Origin of the sequence: Streptococcus sanguinis, from assembly GCF_900635155.1 — a bacterium.
GTDB lineage: Bacteria > Bacillota > Bacilli > Lactobacillales > Streptococcaceae > Streptococcus > Streptococcus sanguinis_G.
This window is the reverse complement of record NZ_LR134002.1, coordinates 1755792-1773595: the sequence shown is the minus strand read 5'-3', so window position 1 is coordinate 1773595 and position 17804 is coordinate 1755792. Positions and strand designations below refer to the sequence as shown.

Below are 17804 nucleotides of genomic sequence, written 5' to 3'. Positions count from 1 at the left end.
TTAAATTAAGAAGCCTAGGAGGACATGTGGTATGAAATTTTTCTTAGATACAGCTGATGTGGCGGCTATCAAAGCGATTAATGAATTAGGTGTTGTGGATGGCGTAACAACTAACCCAACAATTATTTCACGTGAAGGCCGCGATTTTAAAACGGTTATTCAAGAAATCTGTGAGATTGTAAGTGGTCCTGTTAGTGCAGAGGTTACTGGCTTGACAGCGCCTGAAATGATTGCAGAAGCACGGGATATTGCTAAATGGGCTGATAACGTTGTTGTCAAAATTCCAATGACAACGGAAGGTTTAAAAGCTGTCTCTGTCCTTTCAAAAGAGGGAATTAAAACGAATGTTACCTTGATTTTTACAGTTTCTCAAGGACTCATGGCTATGAAAGCTGGAGCTACCTTCATCAGTCCTTTTGTTGGACGTTTGGAAGATATCGGAACAGATGCCTATCAACTGATTACAGATTTGCGCACGATTATTGATATTTATGATTTTGAAGCTGAAATCATCGCAGCTAGTATTCGTAATTCAGCGCATGTTGAAGCTGTTGCAAAACTTGGTGCTCACATTGCGACCATTCCGGATAATTTATTTGAAAAAATGACGCAGCACCCACTGACTACCAACGGAATAGCCCAATTTATGAAGGATTGGGAAGCATTTAAAAAATAAGTTTTGGGGTAGGTATGGGAAATATAAGTCTCTGCCTCTGACTAAATGTTAAGCAGACTATAGCGACTGAGAAGACTTTGGCTCTTTGTCACCAGAGCTAGGTTGCTGATAAGCTAAGATTTGGAGAAGACCAAACTGGTCTTCTCTTTTTGATGTTTAGATTTGTGGAAATTGCTTCTGAAATAATGTAAAAAATAAAAGATAAAATGCAAATTATATATTGCATTATTTAAAATATATTGTATAATAGACTTATAATTATGAAAGGAGCGATAGCATGAATAAGAAAATAACTCATCTGCTTATTCCCCTTACTTGGTTTCTAATAGCTGTTGTATTTCTAAGTCTTGGGATAGTTCAGAGAAATCAAATGTGGCTTATTTTTGGTTTTGCTGATATCACTTTTGCTTGTTCTTTCTATGTTATATTCGGGCAAAGGAAAGACGATAAGGACGATGGACATGGCAAAAAATCTTAGACTAAAAATGGCACGAGCTGAGCATGATATGACCCAGGGGGACTTGGCAGATGCTATCGGAGTGACCCGCCAGACCATTGGCCTGATTGAGGCAGGTAAGTACAATCCTAGTCTCAGTTTATGCTTAGCGATTTGCAAATGTCTTAACAAGACACTAGATCAGTTGTTTTGGGAAGGCTAAAATAAGAAAGTGAGTAAGAAGATGAAGAAGCAACCTATTATAAAAGACGAACGGATAGAGAAATTGGACGGTAAAGTTGCAGGAGAACTAGTACTAGGAATATTCCTTTTCTTAGCTACCTCTGTATGTTTCAAAGCCTATATTCTCCGTCTAACCTTACTGGCCTATCTGCCAGAGACTATTCTGATTATTCTAGTTGGTCTATATGCCTTGATGCGTCGCTTGAGTTTGGGAATTGATGTCCGTGACATGGTGATGGAGGAAAACTGGCCAGAGCGTTTTATGGGTGGAGTTGTTTTTGCTCTAATCGTTGCAGGTATTGATTTCTTTGGTCAGCGAGAAAGCTTGGCTAGTATCTTAAGCATTTGGTACCTGCTCAAGTTGGCTCTTTCAATGCTGCTCTTTATATTGGGAAGCTTGACCTTGGATAAGGTCAGCCTAACTCTCAACCGCAAACGTCAGAAAAAGCTAGATCAGGAATTGGAGGTTGAAGAATGACTTGGTGGAAACGATTGCTGTGGGTTGGGTGCGTTTGCTTAGCATTGCTGCTGTATGTATTACCCATGCTGGTTCAGCACGTCGTAAGAATTTATGAATTTCCAAGACTATGGACCATTCTTCTTGGTATTTTCCTAATTTTTATCACTTCGATGGTCTTTATCGTATTGGCAAAGAAGTCAGGTATTTTATCTCAGTCTGGCAAAGCTTTTCAAAAAGCAGACGGGAAGCGAATTATTTTAGGTTTTCTAGGTATGATTCTCGTATCTTTTCTTGGAACGTTTCTTTTGAATCTATTTCACGGTGAGGAAACAACGGTGAATCAAGCATCTATAATAGAAGAGTTCCAAAGAGGGGATATGATTTTGTTGCCCATCACACTTGGGGTTTTAGCACCTATTGCAGAGGAAATAATTTTCCGCGGAATCATTCCTCTAAAAATCTTTAAAGGCTATGAGGCTTGGGGTTATATCATAGGCGGGTTGATCTTTACTCTTTTTCATGGTCCAACCAATATCATGTCTTTTGTTCTTTATGCTGGTTCCTCAGTGATTTTGACCTGGCTGGCTTATCGAACTCGGCGCTTGGAAGTCAGTATTGCAGTTCACATGCTGAATAATGGACTTCCTGCCATTATCATGTTTTTGATAGGTATTTTGGGAATACCTAGATAGGAGATTGAAATGAAAATCAAGTTTATCAAACGTCAGATCTTGGACGAGCGGGAAGAGCAACTTGTCAATATTTTCTTGAAGGCTGGCTAAACAAGCGCTTTGAGAAGTATTTGGATCAATTGGAAGAAGAGCGATAACTTGTCATTCTCATTTAAACTTTCCAGCTCAGCTATTTTTCAAACAAATATTTTGCCCAGCTTTTCTTCTCGCGTTATAATAAATAGATGAATTAAAAAATTCAGAAAATTTTATAGAGAAAAGAGAGTTGAAATCTTATGGCAAAAGATATTCGCGTCCTACTTTACTACAAATATGTTCCGATTGAGAATGCTGAGAAATTTGCAGCTGATCATCTGGCCTTCTGTAAATCTATCGGTCTGAAAGGCCGTATCCTGGTAGCAGATGAGGGAATCAACGGAACGGTTTCTGGTGATTATGAAACCACTCAAAAATACATGGATTATGTCCACAGCCTTCCGGGCATGGAAGACCTTTGGTTCAAGATTGACGAAGAAAACGAGCAAGCTTTCAAGAAAATGTTTGTTCGCTACAAGAAAGAAATTGTGCACTTGGGCTTGGAAGACAATGATTTTGACAATGACATCAACCCACTAGAGACGACAGGAGCTTACCTATCGCCTAAGGAATTTAAGGAAGCCCTCTTGGATGAAGATACTGTTGTCCTAGATACCCGTAACGACTACGAGTACGATCTGGGTCACTTCCGTGGAGCCATCCGTCCAGACATCCGCAACTTCCGTGAGTTGCCACAATGGGTTCGTGATAACAAAGAGAAGTTCATGGACAAGCGCGTGGTTGTTTACTGTACCGGTGGTGTTCGCTGTGAGAAATTCTCAGGCTGGATGGTCCGTGAAGGATACAAGGATGTCGGTCAGCTTCATGGCGGTATCGCGACTTACGGCAAGGATCCAGAAGTTCAAGGTGAGCTTTGGGATGGTAAGATGTATGTCTTTGATGAGCGTATCTCGGTTGATATCAACCATGTCAATCCAGTCGTGATTGGGAAAGACTGGTTTGACGGGACTCCTTGCGAGCGCTATGTCAACTGTGGTAATCCAGAGTGTAACCGCCGCATCCTGACTTCAGAAGAAAACGAAGACAAGTACCTCCGTGGCTGTTCTCACGAATGCCGTGTTCACCCTCGCAATCGCTATGTGGCTGAAAACGGCTTGAGCAAAGCAGAAGTGATGGAGCGTTTGGCTGCGATTGGAGAAAGCTTGGAAACATTGGTAGCTCAGTAATAAGGAGAGATCCTAATGGAAAAATTTTGTGTTTATGGGAAATTAATGGCCCAAGAAGGAAAGGTGCAGGAACTTACTGCTTACATGCAAGAAGTTGTCAAAGAAATGCAAAATCTTGACACTTGTTTCTGCTATATCTTAGGTGAGAAGGCAGATGAACCCAACAGCATCTATATTTACGAAGTTTGGGAGAGCGAGCAAGCTCACAATGACAGTCTGACCTTGGAAGTTTTTCAAAATCTCATTGCAAAAGCTAGACCCATTATTGCAGGCATGGAAAATTTGCATAAGCTGACTATTTTGGATGGTAAGGCAAGTTTCTAAATTCCTAAGAAAAACTAAAAACTTTAGACGATTCAAACGTCTAAAGTTTTTTTATCATTTATCTACAGGTAAAAGTCTTGTTGGACAGAGATTTGGGAAAGCAGACTATTTCCGCCGATTCTTGGGGCATCTCGCGGATTATCACTTGATTTCTGGTTTTCTTTCCACAGTTCTGATTTTTTGTCCTTTCTTTTTGATGTGATATAATGAGCTTAAATAAATGGGAAAGGAGCAAGTCTATGTCTAAAGCCATCATGGAAGAAGTGGCTGCCTATCTGCGTCAGCATGCAGATGAAGAGCTGAGTCTGACAGATTTGGCTCAGCATTTCCATTATAGTCCTTCCCATCTATCCAGAACTTTCAAGAAAAAGATGGGCTTTTCTATCAAGCAATATATGGAAGCTCTTAAGATGGAAAAAGGGATCCAGGAGATTGTAGAAAGCCGGCAAAATGTGACCGAGACCTCTATGGAAGCTGGTTATGATAGTCTAGGCAGTTTTTCCAATACTTTTAAGCGGCATACTGGACTTTCGCCTAAAAAATACTACCAAGAATCAACCAAGGCTTATGATTTTATGGTAAAACAGCTGGATGAGAAGGGAGCTTTGTTACATCAGGATCCCGACTGTAAAAGTGGCAATAGGCTGACTGTGGCGCTATCTTATCCTGAGGGGTATGAACCACGCCTTAGCTGTGTCGGGCTGTTTAAAACCCGAATACCCAAAGAAGAGCCGGTTATCGGAGTAGCACTGAGTCAGGAGAGACAGTTTACTTTTGAAAATGTACCGGATGGCCACTACTATCTTTTGGCCTGTGAATTGCTGGAGGATTTACGCCTAACTAAAAACTATGTCTTGAAGCATAACTTTCGCTGGGGCAGCGATGAGCCTCTCACTTTTTCAGGCGATAGCATCTATCAGGAGGAAATCAGCATGCGCAGGCCCTTGCCCAGTGATCCACCTATTACAGTTAATCTTCCAGTTTTAATCATGCGTTCCCTAGCCAAACAAGCGCAATTGAGAATAAGAAAATTTTTATCCTAATTGATAAACTGATGATAGAGATTTATTCTCAGCTATAAAAAATTGGAGGAACAATAATGAAATTAGACGTGTTTTTAAGTTTTAATGGTCAGGCCGAAGAAGCTTTTCGTTTTTATGCTGACCTTTTTCAGACAGAGATTAAGGGACTTGTCCGAGCCAGTGAGATGATGGATCCAGCTGACCTTCCTGCAGAAAAACGGGATAAGCTTGCCTGGATTGCTTTAGATACGGAAAACTTAACCCTGCATGGTGAAGATGTAGGCATTTTTAACGACCTATCTATTCCTAGCAATCATCAGCCCAATCAATGGTTAGTTCTGAGCCCAGACAGTAGAGAAGAAGCCGATGAGCTCTTTGCCAAGCTTGCTGAAGGTGGGCAAATTCTCTATCCTTTAGAGGAACAAGCTTTCGCAGAGTTTTATGGCCGCTTGATTGACCGTTTTGGTATCGGCTGGGATGTGATGAAATGAGGTAGAAGGATGGCTTATAGTGAATCCTTAGCCCAGCAAGTCCGTGCCATTTTAGCTACTGATCTTCCTCCTCATGTTTTTGAAGAAGAGCTAGAAGAGAAGAAGATGTTTGGTGGCTTGGCTTTTATGGTTCGAGGTAAGATGACCGTTACTGTGAGTTCGAGAAGTCAAGAGCTTGTCATGGTACGCATCGGTAAGGAACTGGAAAAGCAGGTCCTGCCTAAAAATGGTGCCAGTGTCACAGTGATGAAGGGTAGGCTTTATCATGGCTATATTGATTTAGATGGCGAAGGACAAAAGGAACTGCCTTACTGGATCAAGCTAGCCTTGTCCTACAATCAGGAGCTGACGCAGCAGGATAAAAAGTAAGAAGTGCTCAGAATGAGTTTTGCTTTCTTAGAAGTTTATTCATTGCCTTTTTACGAAGTTCAAATATATTCTTAGAATCTGTATTGATGAAGCTTTCAGTCAGAAAGTCTCTTCATGAATACAGGTTTTTCGTCTTTTTATTCCAAAAATGTTATACTAATACCAGAGTCCGTTTTAAGAATGGAGTTTATCCTTAAAAGTCTTTGAGAAAAGCTAGTTTGTACCAGTATTGAGTTTTGTTTTTGCATTTTCTCGCTTTCTGAAAGGCTTTTGTAGTTAGAAAGGAGCATGGTATGAGTATTTCTTTTTACATTCAGAATCGAAAGGGTTTGTTTAGCTATAAGGCCGTGGAAACACCCTTGTCCCTGGTTTCCTTAGTAGAAGGTCTTGAGGTCGTAGGTCTCGAGGGAGATAAGGCTTATCAATCCTTGGATCAGGTCGGAACTTTTCTGGCTGTCTACTGGGAAGGGGCAGGCCGCGGGTTTGAAGTTTATTATCTGCCAGACCGGGAAACCTACCAGGTTCGTGTCTTGACACCATCAACGGTGGGCGATTGGAAAGGGGCTATTCTCTTCATGAGTCGTTTGGCTCAGAAGATGAAGCAGGATATTGTCGATGAATACGGCACCACTTATACCGCTGACGGGATTTTTAATATTGATTTTGAAGCGGATATTCTCTACGGCCTGAACGATGCCAGAGTTGCAGCTGCGCCTATGCATGTTTTCGAAGGCTATGCTCATGATTTGTACATGTCGCAGGAAAAACTTCTGGAACTTTTCAAGGCTGAAGATCCTGTGGAGGAGTTTGGCAGGCAGATGGCTGAGATGCAGCAGGTCCAGAGTCAATTTTCTACTCCGAAGTACTATAAGGATCGGGGTGGGAAATACCTGGGCTCTTATGTCTTGGCAGAAGGAGTGGACACAGTTCTTCCAACTCAGCCCATGCCCAAGGGCTACCTGATTAAAGAGATGATTGAGAGCGGTGCTAGTCAAGACATGGAATGGCATCTTCATATCCTGATAGAGGATGCCAGCAGTCCGCAGGGCTATAAATACTTGACAACAAAGGATTTAAAAGCTTTTTTGGAGAAGATTCCAGACACTCACCGCACCTATCTGGATTCCAGTCAGATTCGGATTCAGCCACTTAGTCGACTGGAACTGGAAGCCATTTTGAATCAGCTTCCCGATGGAGAACCGAAGTTTTAGCGTTAGGAAAATCTACTTTGTGAATCTTAACAGAGCTGCCAAAAGGCGGCTTTTTTAGGTCTGTCAGCAGTTCTCACAATTTTGTGACTCTTTTCTTTTTGATAACATTATTGAAAATATCTTGAAAATTTCAAAAAGAAGCTATAGAATAGAGGTCAGTTTTATAAAAAGGAGAACGAAATGAAAGAAAAACACATGCTAATCTTGGGCTGGGTGGCTACTTTTATGTCTGTTATGATGTATGTTTCCTATATCCCACAGATTATGAATAATCTAGCTGGCAACAAGGGCGATTTTATCCAGCCTTCAGTAGCTGCTCTAAACTGTACTCTCTGGGTCATTTATGGCCTATTTAAAGAGAAAAGAGACATTCCTTTGGCAGCAGCTAATATGCCGGGCATCGTATTTGGCTTGATTACTGCTGCTACAGCCCTTATGTAAGATGAGATTGGGAGTTGTTCCCAGTCTTTTTTGTTGGAAAAACATTGGACAAAGCATTCACTTCACGTGTAGCTATAGAGCTTGCCTATGGCTTTTGCTATGTAGAAAATATGCAGGCAGCGTTCAGCAGACCGCCTTTTTATGATACAATGGTAAGATGAAGTCAGTAGACATCTGCTGGCTGTTTCATCAGGAAGAGAGGGATAAGAGAGCAAGCCTATGATACTTGAAGAATTTGACCAAAGTCGCAAGGCCATCATCAACCCAGAAGACTTGAATGAATCCATAGAAGGCTTTCCGGAGACGGCTGTTTCCTGCTTTGCCAGAGAGACTTTTGCGCGGATGTTGGCGGATTTTGAACATGAGCTGATTACGACGACTAGCATGGCAAATATTGAAATTCCTATCTATCGTGTTTTCGTGGATGGACGGGAACTGGCTCTCTTCAATGCACCTGTTGGAGCTTCGGCTTGTGTAGCCATTCTGGAAGACTTGATTGCGTTTGGCATGAAGAAGCTGGTTCTTTTCGGTACTTGCGGCATCTTGGATGAGGAGATTAAGGAAACGTCCATCATTATCCCGACGGAGGCCCTGCGTGATGAGGGGACTAGCTATCACTACCAGCCAGCTAGCCGTGAGCAGGAAGTCAATCTTGACTTGAAAGACTTTTTGACGGCTTTTCTGGATGAGCGCGGTATTTCCCATAGCAAGGGCAAGGTCTGGACGACAGACGGCATTTACCGTGAGACGCCAGCTAAGCTTCGCCAGAGAAAGGCTGAGGGAGCTATCTGTGTGGATATGGAATGCTCAGCTGTAGCAGCTTTAGCAGCTTTTCGAGAGATAACCGTCTGCCAGTTCTTTTATGCAGCAGACCACTTGTCTGAGGAAGCTTGGGATATGCGCAACCTTGCCAATCATGCAGACTTAGACGAAAAAGATAAGATTGCCAATCTAGCGATTCAAATCGCTCTGGCACTATAGAGAAATAAGATGAAAAAACCAATTATCCAATTTGAAGACTTTAGCTTTCAATATCAAGCCCAGTCTGAGCCGACCCTGAAGCAGATCAATCTGACTATTTACGAGGAGGAAAAGGTTCTGATTGTTGGTCCGTCTGGCTCTGGTAAATCAACGCTGGGCCAGTGTCTCAATGGAATTATACCTAACATTTATAAAGGAGAGGCCAGCGGTCAGCTCTTGATTAAGGGGCAGTCAGCCTTTGAATCCAGTATTTATGATAAGTCCAATCTAGTCAGCACGGTCTTGCAGGATACGGATGGCCAGTTTATCGGGCTTAGCGTAGCAGAAGATTTGGCCTTTGCGCTGGAAAATGACGTGATGGAGCTGTCGCTTATGCGAGAAAAAGTCCAAACCTGGTCAGAGAAGCTGGATTTATCAGAGCTTTTGCAGCATCGGCCCCAGGATTTATCAGGCGGTCAAAAGCAGCGCGTCAGTTTGGCTGGGGTTTTGATTGACGAGAGTCCTATTCTGCTTTTTGACGAGCCCTTGGCCAATCTGGATCCCAAGTCAGGGCAGGATACCATTGATTTGATTGACCAGCTTCATCGGGAGACAGCAACGACGACTCTGATTATCGAGCACCGCTTGGAAGATGTTCTTTACAGACCGGTAGACAGAATTGTGCTTATCAATGACGGACGCATTCTCTTTAATGGACAGCCAGATGACCTGCTCAGAACACAACTGCTAGCTGAAAATGGCATTCGCGAGCCGCTCTACATTACGACTCTACGCCAGCTGGGTGTTGATGTGGAAAAGACTGAGGGATTGTCCCGTTTGGATCAGTTGCAGCTGGCAGATGTGACCTTTGAGGGAAGAAACTGGTCTGACTCTGACAAAGAGCCTCAGGAGCCTTTACTGGAATTGGAGCACGTTTCCTTTGCTTACCAGAGCGTCGGCAAGCCTATATTGCAGGATATCAGCCTGAAGATTTTCAAGGGTGAGCGGATAGCTATCGTTGGTAAAAATGGAGCTGGTAAGTCAACCCTGGCCAAGGCCCTCTGTCAGTTTATCGAGACTGATGGGAGCTATAGGTGGAAAGGTCAGGACATCAAAGGAGACTCCATCAAGGAGCGAGCTGAGCGGATTGGCTATGTCCTGCAGAATCCCAATCAGATGATTTCGGCAGCCATGATTTTTGATGAAGTGGCCCTAGGCTTGCGCTTGCGCGGACTGGCAGAAGCGGAAATCGAAGAGCGAGTCCATGCAGCTCTCAAGACCTGCGGACTCTATGAATTTCGTAGTTGGCCGATTTCAGCCCTGTCTTTCGGCCAGAAGAAGCGGGTGACCATTGCGTCTATCTTGGTGCTGAATCCAGAGATTATCCTCTTGGATGAGCCGACAGCTGGTCAAGACCAGTGCCATTATACAGAGATGATGGACTTTCTAGACGAGCTCAACCAGCAGGGACATACGATTATCATGATTACGCACGATATGCAGCTGATGCTGGATTACTCAGATCGGGCAGTGGTTGTGGTGGATGGTCAGATGTTAGCCGATAAGGCGCCTGCTCAGGTGCTGACAGATCAAGAGTTGATTGCAGCGGCTCATCTAAAAGAAACGTCAATCTTTGCTCTGGCTGAGAAGATTGATTCCGACCCTCTGGCTTTGACCGAGTTTTATATGCAAAAAAAGGAGGGCAAGCATGCTTAATCAGCGAAAATTAATCGGCTACCATGCAGGCGAGACGTTTCTTCATAGTCTGTCCGGTGCCAGCAAGATGCTGTTCTTCGTTCTGGTATCAGTGGCGGCCATGATTAGTTACGATACTCGCTTTTTGCTGGGGCTAGCCCTGCTGTCCCTCTGTCTCTTTCGGCTGTCCCGTATCCGCATCCGAGACATTTCATTTGTTTTAGTCTTTGCGGCATCCTTTGCTGCTCTTAACTTAGTGATGGTCTATCTTTTTGCGCCTCAGTATGGTGTTGATATCTATGGAGCCAAAGATGTCCTCTGGACCGGATGGGGAGCTTATAATCTAACAGCTCAGGAGCTGTTCTACCTCTTTAATCTCCTGCTCAAGTATGTTTCTACTATACCTCTGGCAGTGATTTTCCTCATGACAACCCATCCCAGTCAGTTTGCTTCCAGCCTTCATCAGCTTGGTATTTCCTATAAAATTGCTTACGCAGTCAGTCTGACGCTCCGCTATATTCCAGATTTGCAGGAAGAATTTTTCCTGATTCGGATGTCTCAGGAAGCGCGTGGTCAGGAATTATCCAAGAAAGCCAAACTGTCTCAGCGCGTGAAGGGAAATTTGCAGATTATCATTCCGCTGATTTTCAGCTCACTAGAGCGCATCAATACCATTGCCACGGCCATGGAGCTGCGCCGTTTCGGAAAAAATAAAAAACGCACCTGGTATACCTATCAGGCTCTAAGCAGACGAGATATGCTGGTGCTGACACTGGCAGTCACCTTTCTATTGCTCTGCTTTGCCCTCTTCGCAGTCAATCACGGTCGCTTTTACAATCCGTGGAGATAGGATAAAGTGTGTGAACTTCGTTTAATATATATTAGGAGGATAACTACTAGGTGGAAGAAAGAATAAAGAGTAGATTCCGTAAGGACTTATTATTTCCTATTTTATATGGTTTAGGAGGTATAATTTTTCTCTTCTATATGCCACATGCAGACGAATTTGGCTTTTGGGCATCCTTGATTTTTGCTGCTTTGCTACTACTGATGAGTGCACTCTTTACCTGGCTTGCTTGGATTACTAAGCAAAAGAGCTTGCAGAGCTATCAGAAGCTTTATTCTCATTATCCGGAGCTGGAGAAGAAGTTTTACAAGATTTATAGCCAGTCTCGCTATTCACGTGAAAAACTATCTCTTTATCTTTATAAGGATGCAATCATACGAGATGATACCTATTTTCAGTTTCTTATGCTTTCTGATTTAACTGATTTGACTATTAAGATTGAGAAAGTTCAAGAGAACAAGTACGTCAAGTATCCTCATCTATATTTGTATTATAGTCCCATGAGTGCCAATAAAGATATTCGTCTGCATCTGGGACGATATACTAATCAAAATTATGTTGAACTATTACAGTTTTTAGATGTGGTGAATCAAGTCGCCTCTCAGATTAGAATCTATAATGAAGCAAAAAAATAATATTCTTTAATAGCGAAGAAAAATCAGACAATCCTTGACTGATTTTTCTTTTTATAATGGTCTTTTATTTGGCATACCGGCCTTGCGGGGGTATTTGTTGGGCGTTTCTTTCTTCTTTTCAACCACTGTGATAAAGCGGGGGTCACCGTTTGGCAGGGCATAGCTGAGGTTGTCTTGAACCTTGCTAAAGAGTAAGTTGAGGGCATTTTTTGCTTCTTCCAGTTCCTCTGGAGCATTAGAAGCTTTGAGAGCCAAGAGCTTCCCGTCAACTTTTAGATAGGGAATGGTCAGTTCAGACAGAACCTGCATCCGAGCGACTGCACGGGCGGTGACGAGGTCAAATTGGGCCCGAAAAGCCTTGTCCTGAGCAAAGTCTTCTGCGCGGCCGTGGTAGAAATGAACCTTGTCCAGCTCCAGCTCCTCTGCCAGCAGTTTGAGGAAGTTGATGCGTTTGTTGAGCGAGTCAATGATAGTCACATCCAGCTGGGGGCAGATGATTTTCATAGGAAGGCTGGGAAAGCCAGCACCGGCTCCGATGTCCAGCAGCTTAAGCTCTTGATTACCAATCAGGCCTTGCAAAACGGGCGCTATTGAATCATAGAAATGCTTGAGATAGACTTCATTCTTCTCGGTGATAGCTGTCAGATTGATTTTTTCATTCCATTCGACCAAGAGTTCAAAATAACGCTCAAACTGGTCTTTCTGGCGGTCGGTCAGCTCGATTCCCTGCTGGCTCAATAGCTGGTAAAATTCTTGCGGTGTCATAGTTTCATCCTTATCTGTCAGTATTCAACCTATTATATCATAAAAAGGAGACCCCGGCATTCTGCCAAAGGGCCTCTTTTCTTATATGCCAATCTGATTGAGCTCCGCCAAGAGCAGCTGACGTCGCTCATCCTGATTAGCAGCTGGGTCAAATAGAACTTCTTTTTTTATCTTGCCATCTAAAATGAGCAGGACCTTGTCTGCATAGGTAGCCACGCTGGCATCATGCGTCACCAGGAGAATACTTGCGCCCTGCTGGTGGAAGTGCTGCATGAGCTCCATAGCTTGACGGCCAGCCTGAGAGTTGAGCGCTCCTGTCGGCTCGTCAGCAAAAATGATTCGAGGCTGGTTCATGAGAGCCCGGCAGATGCCGGCTCGCTGGAGCTGGCCGCCCGATACCTGATGGATAGAGCGGTGAGCAATGTCCTTAATGCCAGTCAGAGCCATTAACTCCTTGGCTCGCTCATAGGCTGCCTTTCGCTCACTGCCTTTCTTACCAATGATACTTGGTAGGCAGATATTGTCTAGGATATTGAGATTTTTCAGGAAGGTTGCCTGCTGGAAGACAAAGCCGAAAGCCTCTCTGCGAAGGCGGTCTAAGTCCTTGTCTTTCATAGCTAGCAAGTCCTGTCCCTGGTAAAGAATCTGGCCTTGGTCAGGTTTGTCAATGGTGGACAGAAGATTGAGAAGAGTGGATTTCCCGCAGCCGGACGGCCCCATGATGGCGATGAATTGGCCGCTTTCAATCTCTAGCGACAAATCACGGAGAATGGGCTCCTGATTTTCCTGATAGCTTTTGCTGAGGTTATGTGCTTCTAATAACATAGGCTTCTCCTCGGATGTAGAATTAATGCTAAGCGCTCGGAAACTATCTGCTTAAGGTCAATGTTCCTTGAGATAGCGTCCAATTTCCAGCTTGTTCAGCGCTCGGAGGCTGATGTGTGCTGCTGTGAGTCCACTAAGAAGCAGAGCCAGCGGTGTCCATAGAAAAGTAAAGGACTTATTGGTGATGAGCTGGAGCTTGCTGATACCGAAGCTGCTGAGCAGCAGACTGCAGACTTCTTGCCCCAGACTAAGGAGCAGCAGGTCGGCTATTGCCAAAGCCAGCATCAAGATGAAGCAGACGGCGAGCAGGTAGTGGCTCCTGAGTCGTTCACTGCCAAATCCCAGCATCCGATAAAGTGCCAAGTCAGCTTGGTCCTTGGTGAAAATCATATAGACAAAGAGAGTCATAAGGATGAAGACAATGCTGAGTCCTGTCCAGAAAACGCTGGTCTGAATCAGGCGGAGCATGGCCAGAGTGTCATCAAAAGTTTGATGGAAAAAGTCTTCTACGTCGGTTAATTTATAGTTGGAATAGCGTTTTTTCCATTCGTTGATTTTTTGAGCTTTGTTGCTAGTATCTTTAAGACGGATGGTCGTCAGACTATTGAGTGTTTGAGCTTGCTTTGCCACAAAGACAGCCTTGGCGGTCTTGCCGCCGTAAGTCAGGTCCGAGTATATACCGACTACTTTTAGTTTTCGTGCTTGACCATCCACCGTCAAGGTCAAGCTGTCTCCTACTTTTAGCTTGAGCTCTTCTGCCTTAAGCTTGGAGAGGGCAATTTCATGCTCGTTTTTAGGATAGCGGCCTTGGCTGTATTTGACTGGAAATCCTGCATGGTTTCCCAGAGTTACCCGCAACTGCTGTGTTTGACCTTGCTGGTCTTGATAGGAGAAATTCTGGCTCTGGTACTGATTAATCTCTGCGATATCCTTGTCTGCCTGCAGTTCTTTCAGAAGCTGGGCAGCCTTGGTATCGATATCATCAGTCTGAGAAATATCAACCAGCACATCTGACTGACCAGCTCCCATATACTGAATGAAATTTTTGTCCATCACAGTACTGTAGAGACTGGCTGGCAGCAGGATAAGCAGGCTAATCAGACTGACAATGAGCAAGATAGTCAAATAGAGTTTTTTATGATTCAGAATCGTTTTTAGGGCGAAATAGGATCTGTCTAAGAGGGGGATAGTTGGTAATCCCATTTTCGGAGTAGAACGCGTCTCGGTCAGACTGTTGGAAGAAGCTAATCTTAGAGCTTGGCCGGGTGTCATTTTCTTAAAGGAGCTGAGAGGACGGGCAGTCAGCCAGAAGACCAAGAGACAGAGCAACAGAGCTACTAGCATTTCCAAAAGATAGCTATAGAAGGGCGTCGGACTTTGCCCCATAGACAGTGCCATCTGCTTTTTAAAAGGAGAACTCAGGAGAAAGGACAGTCCCCAGCCTGCGATGGTTGCTAGAGCTAGGCAGAAATAATACTTGGTCAGATAGACCCTGCCGATAAAGCTTTGGGGTAACCCCATCACCTTCATAACGGCAATCTGCTGCAGTTCTTCTTGAATCTTGGTCAAGAGGGCAAAGCGCATGCAGAGAAAGGTGATGCCAATGATGGCCATAACCAGCAGCCCCATGACTAGGATGACTAGAGCATCATTGAAGCCGTTAATCATCTTGATGGTCGGATAGGTAATCATAGGCGGTCCATTGGACTCAAGCTCGGCATTTTTATAGGCTTGCTCGATAGCTGAGATTTGGCTAAGCTTATGCACTCGAAAGGCAATCAGGTTCTCATTAGATGCAAATGCTTCTTTTTTCAGAGTCTGCAAATCAGTTTGCGAGATGAGGAAGCGCTTGGAGGAGACTAGACCAGCATTCATCTGGGCATCTCGGATAAAGCCCTGGACAGTTAGCTCTAGCTTGCCGACTCTTATTTTGTCGCCAATTTTGATTTTTCCGCTATTGTAATAATAAAGGGGGATATAAACTTGCCCCGGCCGAGGCTGGGCTGGCTGGTTATTCTGATCCAGCAGAAAGTCAAAGTTTTGGTTCTGACTGGAAAAGCCATTATCCTGAGAGCTGTCCTGAAGCGAGTCTTGCCCATTGATGCGGATGGCTGACCCTTCCACGTTGACAAAGTCTGTCAGCTGCCAGGAGGCAATTTCCGGATGCTGCTGGACGAAGTTTTGCAGGCGTTCTCGGTTGACGTTTCCGCTGTGCATCTGTAGTAGGTGAGGACTTTTAGCTGTTTCCACAAAGCGCTCAATCGAGCTAGTGAGACTAACGGTCAGGCGAGTGGCTGCAAAGCTCAGAGTCAGAGTCAGAAGCAGGAAAAGTCCAATGACTAGCATGCTGACTTTGTTTTCTTTTAAATCATTTTTTATCAAGCGTTGAAACATATTCCAGCTCCTTTACTGAACGTGCTCGGGAGAGCAGATAAGCACCGATGCTGATAGAGATACCGGATAGGATAAAGAGCAGACCGTAGCCTCTGCCTCCTCCAACACCGATGATTTTTCCGACAGAATTTGCCAGCCAGCCAAAGTAAGTCAGCGAGGGCTTGAAAAGAGTATCCGCGACCCAACCCATGCCAGCATAAGCTAGCACATAGCCCAGCTGAGAAATAATCCCAATGGTTCCCCAGACCTTGCCTTGATCTGCTTTGTTAATATTGATGCGGACCAGATAGTCAATGGCTGTATTTGCGAAAGGTAGGGCAGCAAAGAGGAGAAAGCCAAAGCTGCAAATCCAGATGAAGTTTTCCTTCATTCCCAGCCCAACCATGAAGAGTCCCAGTAGAAATAGAGAGAGACAGAGCATACGGTGGAAGTGTTTTTTGATAGCAAATATCCCCAGAACCAAGCCTCCTATCAGCATTCCGCTGCTGGAGATGGTCATGACCCAGCCGGCTGTTTCGGCGTCTGCGAAAGCCAGCACCAAGGGAGAAAGCAGGATTTGGACAGTTCCCAGAAAGAAGGAAAAGCCTGTTCCGGCTAGGACTAAAATCCAGATGCCTTTTTTTCCATAGACGATTTGAAAACCTTTAAGGAAATCAGCCCAGAAACGACTATCACTGCTATAAACTTGTGTGTGAATGGCCCTACGAGCCAGCAAGGTGCAGGCTACTGTCACGAAAATGGTTGAAAAGTCCAGCAACAGAATCGTACTGATATGTCCACTTGCCAAAATCATTCCAGCCAAGGCTGGTGAAATCAGATAGCGAGCAATGCCATTAATCTGGGACAAACCAGTTGCTTTTGATAACTGATCCTCCGGTAGCAAGTCGGAAATTGTAGCTCGAAAGGCTGGATTGACCAAGGCTGAAAAGAGCGAGCTAATAGCAGCTCCGATACAGATAAAAATCAAAGCAGGATTCTTAAGACTAAAGTAAATCCAGAGAACTCCTAAGCCTGACAGGCCATCTCCCAGGGCCATCAGCGATCTTCGGTCATAGCGATCTGCCAGAATTCCAGCCAGAGGAGTAACCAAAAGACCGGGTAGGAAAGCACAAAGGGTAACAAAAGAAGAAACAGAAACCAAACCGGTCAGCTGGAAGATATAAACACCTAAAGCGAAAGAAGTCATACCAGAGCCGATTTCTGAAATGAGGCTTCCAATCCAAATCAATAAAAAGAGTCTAAAACCTGATTGTTTCATAGTTGCCTCCTTATGCTTGTAATGGCAAGTAAGTGTAAATAGTAAATCTAGTGCTTAGCTTTCTAGCTGCTTTGTGTCTGAATCAAAGATAGAAAGGGATTGAAGTAGCCTTGCCGGCTGTGAAAAATAGTTTCTAAAAGATAGAGAAAAGCTTGTAGTTTTTGCTGCTGTTTTTCTGGAGGTAGAGCCTGAAAGCTGCTGCCAAAAACTTGAAGCGAATAAGTAAGAATCATTTCCAAGCTTTCGTAGGGATAGTCGGTCTTCATGTCTCCAGCGGCGATGCCGTCTTGGATGATGGGAAGTAAAATCTGGGGTGCTCGTTCAAGAAGAATTTGATTGGTCTTTTCGTGCAGGAGCGCATTTTGTGGCTGATTGAGATGCAGTAGCACTTCCTCTCCCTCTTGGTGATTGAGATTCAGTGCAGATATGCTGCCAAACAAGCGCTCTAGGACAGTTAGTTCACGATTATTGGCAAAGGCTTGAGAAGCCGTAAATGCTCTTTCAATAGTTCGCTCAATGATGGCATCCATTATCTCTTCCTTAGAAGAAAAGTAATAGTAGAGAGTACCACGGGCAATTTGAGTTGCTTCTAAAATCTGGGAGATAGAGGTCTGGTCAAAGCCTTGCTCCATAAAAAGCTTTTGTGCGGTATCTAAGATAAAGTCTTTTTTATTAGCCATGCTTGCATCCTTTTTATTAGTAAAATTTTATTAGACCGACAGTCGGTTTATTCTTTCCTTTATCGTACATCTTTTCTAAATCAATGTCAAGAATAAAGACAGTTCCTCTATTTTTTGA

At 44.0% G+C, this 17804-nt stretch carries 21 protein-coding genes; 16 read left to right on the top strand and 5 right to left on the bottom strand.

Features of this window, described 5'->3' with window-relative positions; translation table 11 throughout:
• The first annotated feature begins 31 nt into the window (after positions 1-31).
• From fsa to ELZ47_RS08755, 16 genes are all read left to right on the top strand, one after another.
• Positions 32-676 (top strand): fructose-6-phosphate aldolase, encoded by a 645-nt coding sequence (gene fsa / locus ELZ47_RS08840; protein WP_125330651.1) that lies wholly within the window; start codon positions 32-34, stop codon positions 674-676.
• A gap of 277 nt (positions 677-953) precedes the next feature.
• On the top strand, positions 954-1154 hold the full coding sequence (locus ELZ47_RS08835; RefSeq protein ID WP_126435839.1) for a hypothetical protein: 201 nt from the start codon (positions 954-956) through the stop codon (positions 1152-1154).
• Positions 1138-1335 (top strand): helix-turn-helix transcriptional regulator, encoded by a 198-nt coding sequence (locus ELZ47_RS08830; RefSeq protein WP_126435838.1) that lies wholly within the window; start codon positions 1138-1140, stop codon positions 1333-1335. Before ELZ47_RS08835 ends, ELZ47_RS08830 begins: the two co-directional genes overlap by 17 nt.
• A gap of 21 nt (positions 1336-1356) precedes the next feature.
• Positions 1357-1833: a DUF6773 family protein gene (locus ELZ47_RS08825; RefSeq protein WP_126435837.1), complete on the top strand. Its 477-nt coding sequence runs from the start codon at positions 1357-1359 to the stop codon at positions 1831-1833.
• Entirely contained in the window at positions 1830-2507 is a 678-nt protein-coding gene (locus ELZ47_RS08820) for a CPBP family intramembrane glutamic endopeptidase (protein ID WP_126435836.1), read from the top strand. The genes ELZ47_RS08825 and ELZ47_RS08820 overlap by 4 nt, the downstream gene beginning before the upstream one ends.
• A gap of 275 nt (positions 2508-2782) precedes the next feature.
• Positions 2783-3769, top strand: a complete 987-nt coding sequence (locus ELZ47_RS08815; RefSeq protein ID WP_125445277.1) for a rhodanese-related sulfurtransferase — start codon at positions 2783-2785, stop codon at positions 3767-3769.
• A 15-nt stretch (positions 3770-3784) separates the two neighbouring features.
• Positions 3785-4093: a putative quinol monooxygenase gene (locus ELZ47_RS08810; protein WP_125401346.1), complete on the top strand. Its 309-nt coding sequence runs from the start codon at positions 3785-3787 to the stop codon at positions 4091-4093.
• Positions 4094-4332: 239 nt separating this feature from the next.
• Positions 4333-5136: a helix-turn-helix transcriptional regulator gene (locus ELZ47_RS08800; RefSeq protein WP_126435835.1), complete on the top strand. Its 804-nt coding sequence runs from the start codon at positions 4333-4335 to the stop codon at positions 5134-5136.
• Positions 5137-5192: 56 nt separating this feature from the next.
• Positions 5193-5606: a VOC family protein gene (locus ELZ47_RS08795; RefSeq protein WP_049553430.1), complete on the top strand. Its 414-nt coding sequence runs from the start codon at positions 5193-5195 to the stop codon at positions 5604-5606.
• A 9-nt stretch (positions 5607-5615) separates the two neighbouring features.
• Positions 5616-5975: a TfoX/Sxy family protein gene (locus ELZ47_RS08790; RefSeq protein WP_023915839.1), complete on the top strand. Its 360-nt coding sequence runs from the start codon at positions 5616-5618 to the stop codon at positions 5973-5975.
• A gap of 293 nt (positions 5976-6268) precedes the next feature.
• The gene (locus tag ELZ47_RS08780) at positions 6269-7186 is read left to right on the top strand and encodes a DUF4299 family protein (protein ID WP_126435834.1); all 918 of its coding nucleotides are present in this window, start codon (positions 6269-6271) and stop codon (positions 7184-7186) included.
• A 180-nt stretch (positions 7187-7366) separates the two neighbouring features.
• The gene (locus ELZ47_RS08775) at positions 7367-7627 is read left to right on the top strand and encodes a SemiSWEET family transporter (protein WP_002898091.1); all 261 of its coding nucleotides are present in this window, start codon (positions 7367-7369) and stop codon (positions 7625-7627) included.
• Positions 7628-7846: 219 nt separating this feature from the next.
• Positions 7847-8608 carry a nucleoside phosphorylase gene (locus ELZ47_RS08770; RefSeq protein ID WP_126435833.1) on the top strand — a complete coding sequence of 254 codons (762 nt, stop codon included), beginning with the start codon at positions 7847-7849 and terminating at the stop codon, positions 8606-8608.
• 9 nt (positions 8609-8617) lie between these two features.
• Positions 8618-10303: an ABC transporter ATP-binding protein gene (locus tag ELZ47_RS08765; RefSeq protein WP_126435832.1), complete on the top strand. Its 1686-nt coding sequence runs from the start codon at positions 8618-8620 to the stop codon at positions 10301-10303.
• The gene (locus tag ELZ47_RS08760) at positions 10296-11132 is read left to right on the top strand and encodes an energy-coupling factor transporter transmembrane component T family protein (RefSeq protein ID WP_126435831.1); all 837 of its coding nucleotides are present in this window, start codon (positions 10296-10298) and stop codon (positions 11130-11132) included. Before ELZ47_RS08765 ends, ELZ47_RS08760 begins: the two co-directional genes overlap by 8 nt.
• A gap of 50 nt (positions 11133-11182) precedes the next feature.
• Positions 11183-11764: a hypothetical protein gene (locus tag ELZ47_RS08755; protein WP_126435830.1), complete on the top strand. Its 582-nt coding sequence runs from the start codon at positions 11183-11185 to the stop codon at positions 11762-11764.
• Positions 11765-11815: 51 nt separating this feature from the next.
• Here the strand turns inward: ELZ47_RS08755 and rsmG are convergent, their stop codons facing one another.
• The 5 genes from rsmG to ELZ47_RS08730 all read right to left on the bottom strand — a co-directional run bounded on the left by rsmG (position 11816) and on the right by ELZ47_RS08730 (position 17686).
• Positions 11816-12529 (bottom strand): 16S rRNA (guanine(527)-N(7))-methyltransferase RsmG, encoded by a 714-nt coding sequence (gene rsmG / locus ELZ47_RS08750; RefSeq protein WP_126435829.1) that lies wholly within the window; start codon positions 12527-12529, stop codon positions 11816-11818.
• Positions 12530-12610: 81 nt separating this feature from the next.
• Positions 12611-13354, bottom strand: coding sequence for an ABC transporter ATP-binding protein (locus tag ELZ47_RS08745; protein ID WP_126435828.1), 744 nt, complete (start codon positions 13352-13354; stop codon positions 12611-12613).
• Positions 13355-13411: 57 nt separating this feature from the next.
• Entirely contained in the window at positions 13412-15748 is a 2337-nt protein-coding gene (locus ELZ47_RS08740) for an ABC transporter permease (RefSeq protein WP_126435827.1), read from the bottom strand.
• Positions 15723-17006: an MFS transporter gene (locus ELZ47_RS08735; RefSeq protein ID WP_126435826.1), complete on the bottom strand. Its 1284-nt coding sequence runs from the start codon at positions 17004-17006 to the stop codon at positions 15723-15725. Before ELZ47_RS08735 ends, ELZ47_RS08740 begins: the two co-directional genes overlap by 26 nt.
• A 62-nt stretch (positions 17007-17068) precedes the next feature.
• Positions 17069-17686, bottom strand: a complete 618-nt coding sequence (locus tag ELZ47_RS08730) for a TetR/AcrR family transcriptional regulator (RefSeq protein ID WP_126435825.1) — start codon at positions 17684-17686, stop codon at positions 17069-17071.
• Positions 17687-17804 lie beyond the last annotated feature (118 nt).

Excerpts from the sequence above, each read along its gene's own strand:
- fsa (WP_125330651.1), top strand. The coding sequence starts at position 32 with ATGAAATTTTTCTTAGATACAGCTGATGTGGCGGCTATCAAAGCGATT.
- ELZ47_RS08835 (WP_126435839.1), top strand. The coding sequence starts at position 954 with ATGAATAAGAAAATAACTCATCTGCTTATTCCCCTTACTTGGTTTCTA.
- ELZ47_RS08830 (WP_126435838.1), top strand. The coding sequence starts at position 1,138 with ATGGCAAAAAATCTTAGACTAAAAATGGCACGAGCTGAGCATGATATG.
- ELZ47_RS08825 (WP_126435837.1), top strand. The coding sequence starts at position 1,357 with ATGAAGAAGCAACCTATTATAAAAGACGAACGGATAGAGAAATTGGAC.
- ELZ47_RS08820 (WP_126435836.1), top strand. The coding sequence starts at position 1,830 with ATGACTTGGTGGAAACGATTGCTGTGGGTTGGGTGCGTTTGCTTAGCA.
- ELZ47_RS08815 (WP_125445277.1), top strand. The coding sequence starts at position 2,783 with ATGGCAAAAGATATTCGCGTCCTACTTTACTACAAATATGTTCCGATT.
- ELZ47_RS08810 (WP_125401346.1), top strand. The coding sequence starts at position 3,785 with ATGGAAAAATTTTGTGTTTATGGGAAATTAATGGCCCAAGAAGGAAAG.
- ELZ47_RS08800 (WP_126435835.1), top strand. The coding sequence starts at position 4,333 with ATGTCTAAAGCCATCATGGAAGAAGTGGCTGCCTATCTGCGTCAGCAT.
- ELZ47_RS08795 (WP_049553430.1), top strand. The coding sequence starts at position 5,193 with ATGAAATTAGACGTGTTTTTAAGTTTTAATGGTCAGGCCGAAGAAGCT.
- ELZ47_RS08790 (WP_023915839.1), top strand. The coding sequence starts at position 5,616 with ATGGCTTATAGTGAATCCTTAGCCCAGCAAGTCCGTGCCATTTTAGCT.
- ELZ47_RS08780 (WP_126435834.1), top strand. The coding sequence starts at position 6,269 with ATGAGTATTTCTTTTTACATTCAGAATCGAAAGGGTTTGTTTAGCTAT.
- ELZ47_RS08775 (WP_002898091.1), top strand. The coding sequence starts at position 7,367 with ATGAAAGAAAAACACATGCTAATCTTGGGCTGGGTGGCTACTTTTATG.
- ELZ47_RS08770 (WP_126435833.1), top strand. The coding sequence starts at position 7,847 with ATGATACTTGAAGAATTTGACCAAAGTCGCAAGGCCATCATCAACCCA.
- ELZ47_RS08765 (WP_126435832.1), top strand. The coding sequence starts at position 8,618 with ATGAAAAAACCAATTATCCAATTTGAAGACTTTAGCTTTCAATATCAA.
- ELZ47_RS08760 (WP_126435831.1), top strand. The coding sequence starts at position 10,296 with ATGCTTAATCAGCGAAAATTAATCGGCTACCATGCAGGCGAGACGTTT.
- rsmG (WP_126435829.1), bottom strand. The coding sequence starts at position 12,529 with ATGACACCGCAAGAATTTTACCAGCTATTGAGCCAGCAGGGAATCGAG.
- ELZ47_RS08745 (WP_126435828.1), bottom strand. The coding sequence starts at position 13,354 with ATGTTATTAGAAGCACATAACCTCAGCAAAAGCTATCAGGAAAATCAG.
- ELZ47_RS08740 (WP_126435827.1), bottom strand. The coding sequence starts at position 15,748 with ATGTTTCAACGCTTGATAAAAAATGATTTAAAAGAAAACAAAGTCAGC.
- ELZ47_RS08735 (WP_126435826.1), bottom strand. The coding sequence starts at position 17,006 with ATGAAACAATCAGGTTTTAGACTCTTTTTATTGATTTGGATTGGAAGC.
- ELZ47_RS08730 (WP_126435825.1), bottom strand. The coding sequence starts at position 17,686 with ATGGCTAATAAAAAAGACTTTATCTTAGATACCGCACAAAAGCTTTTT.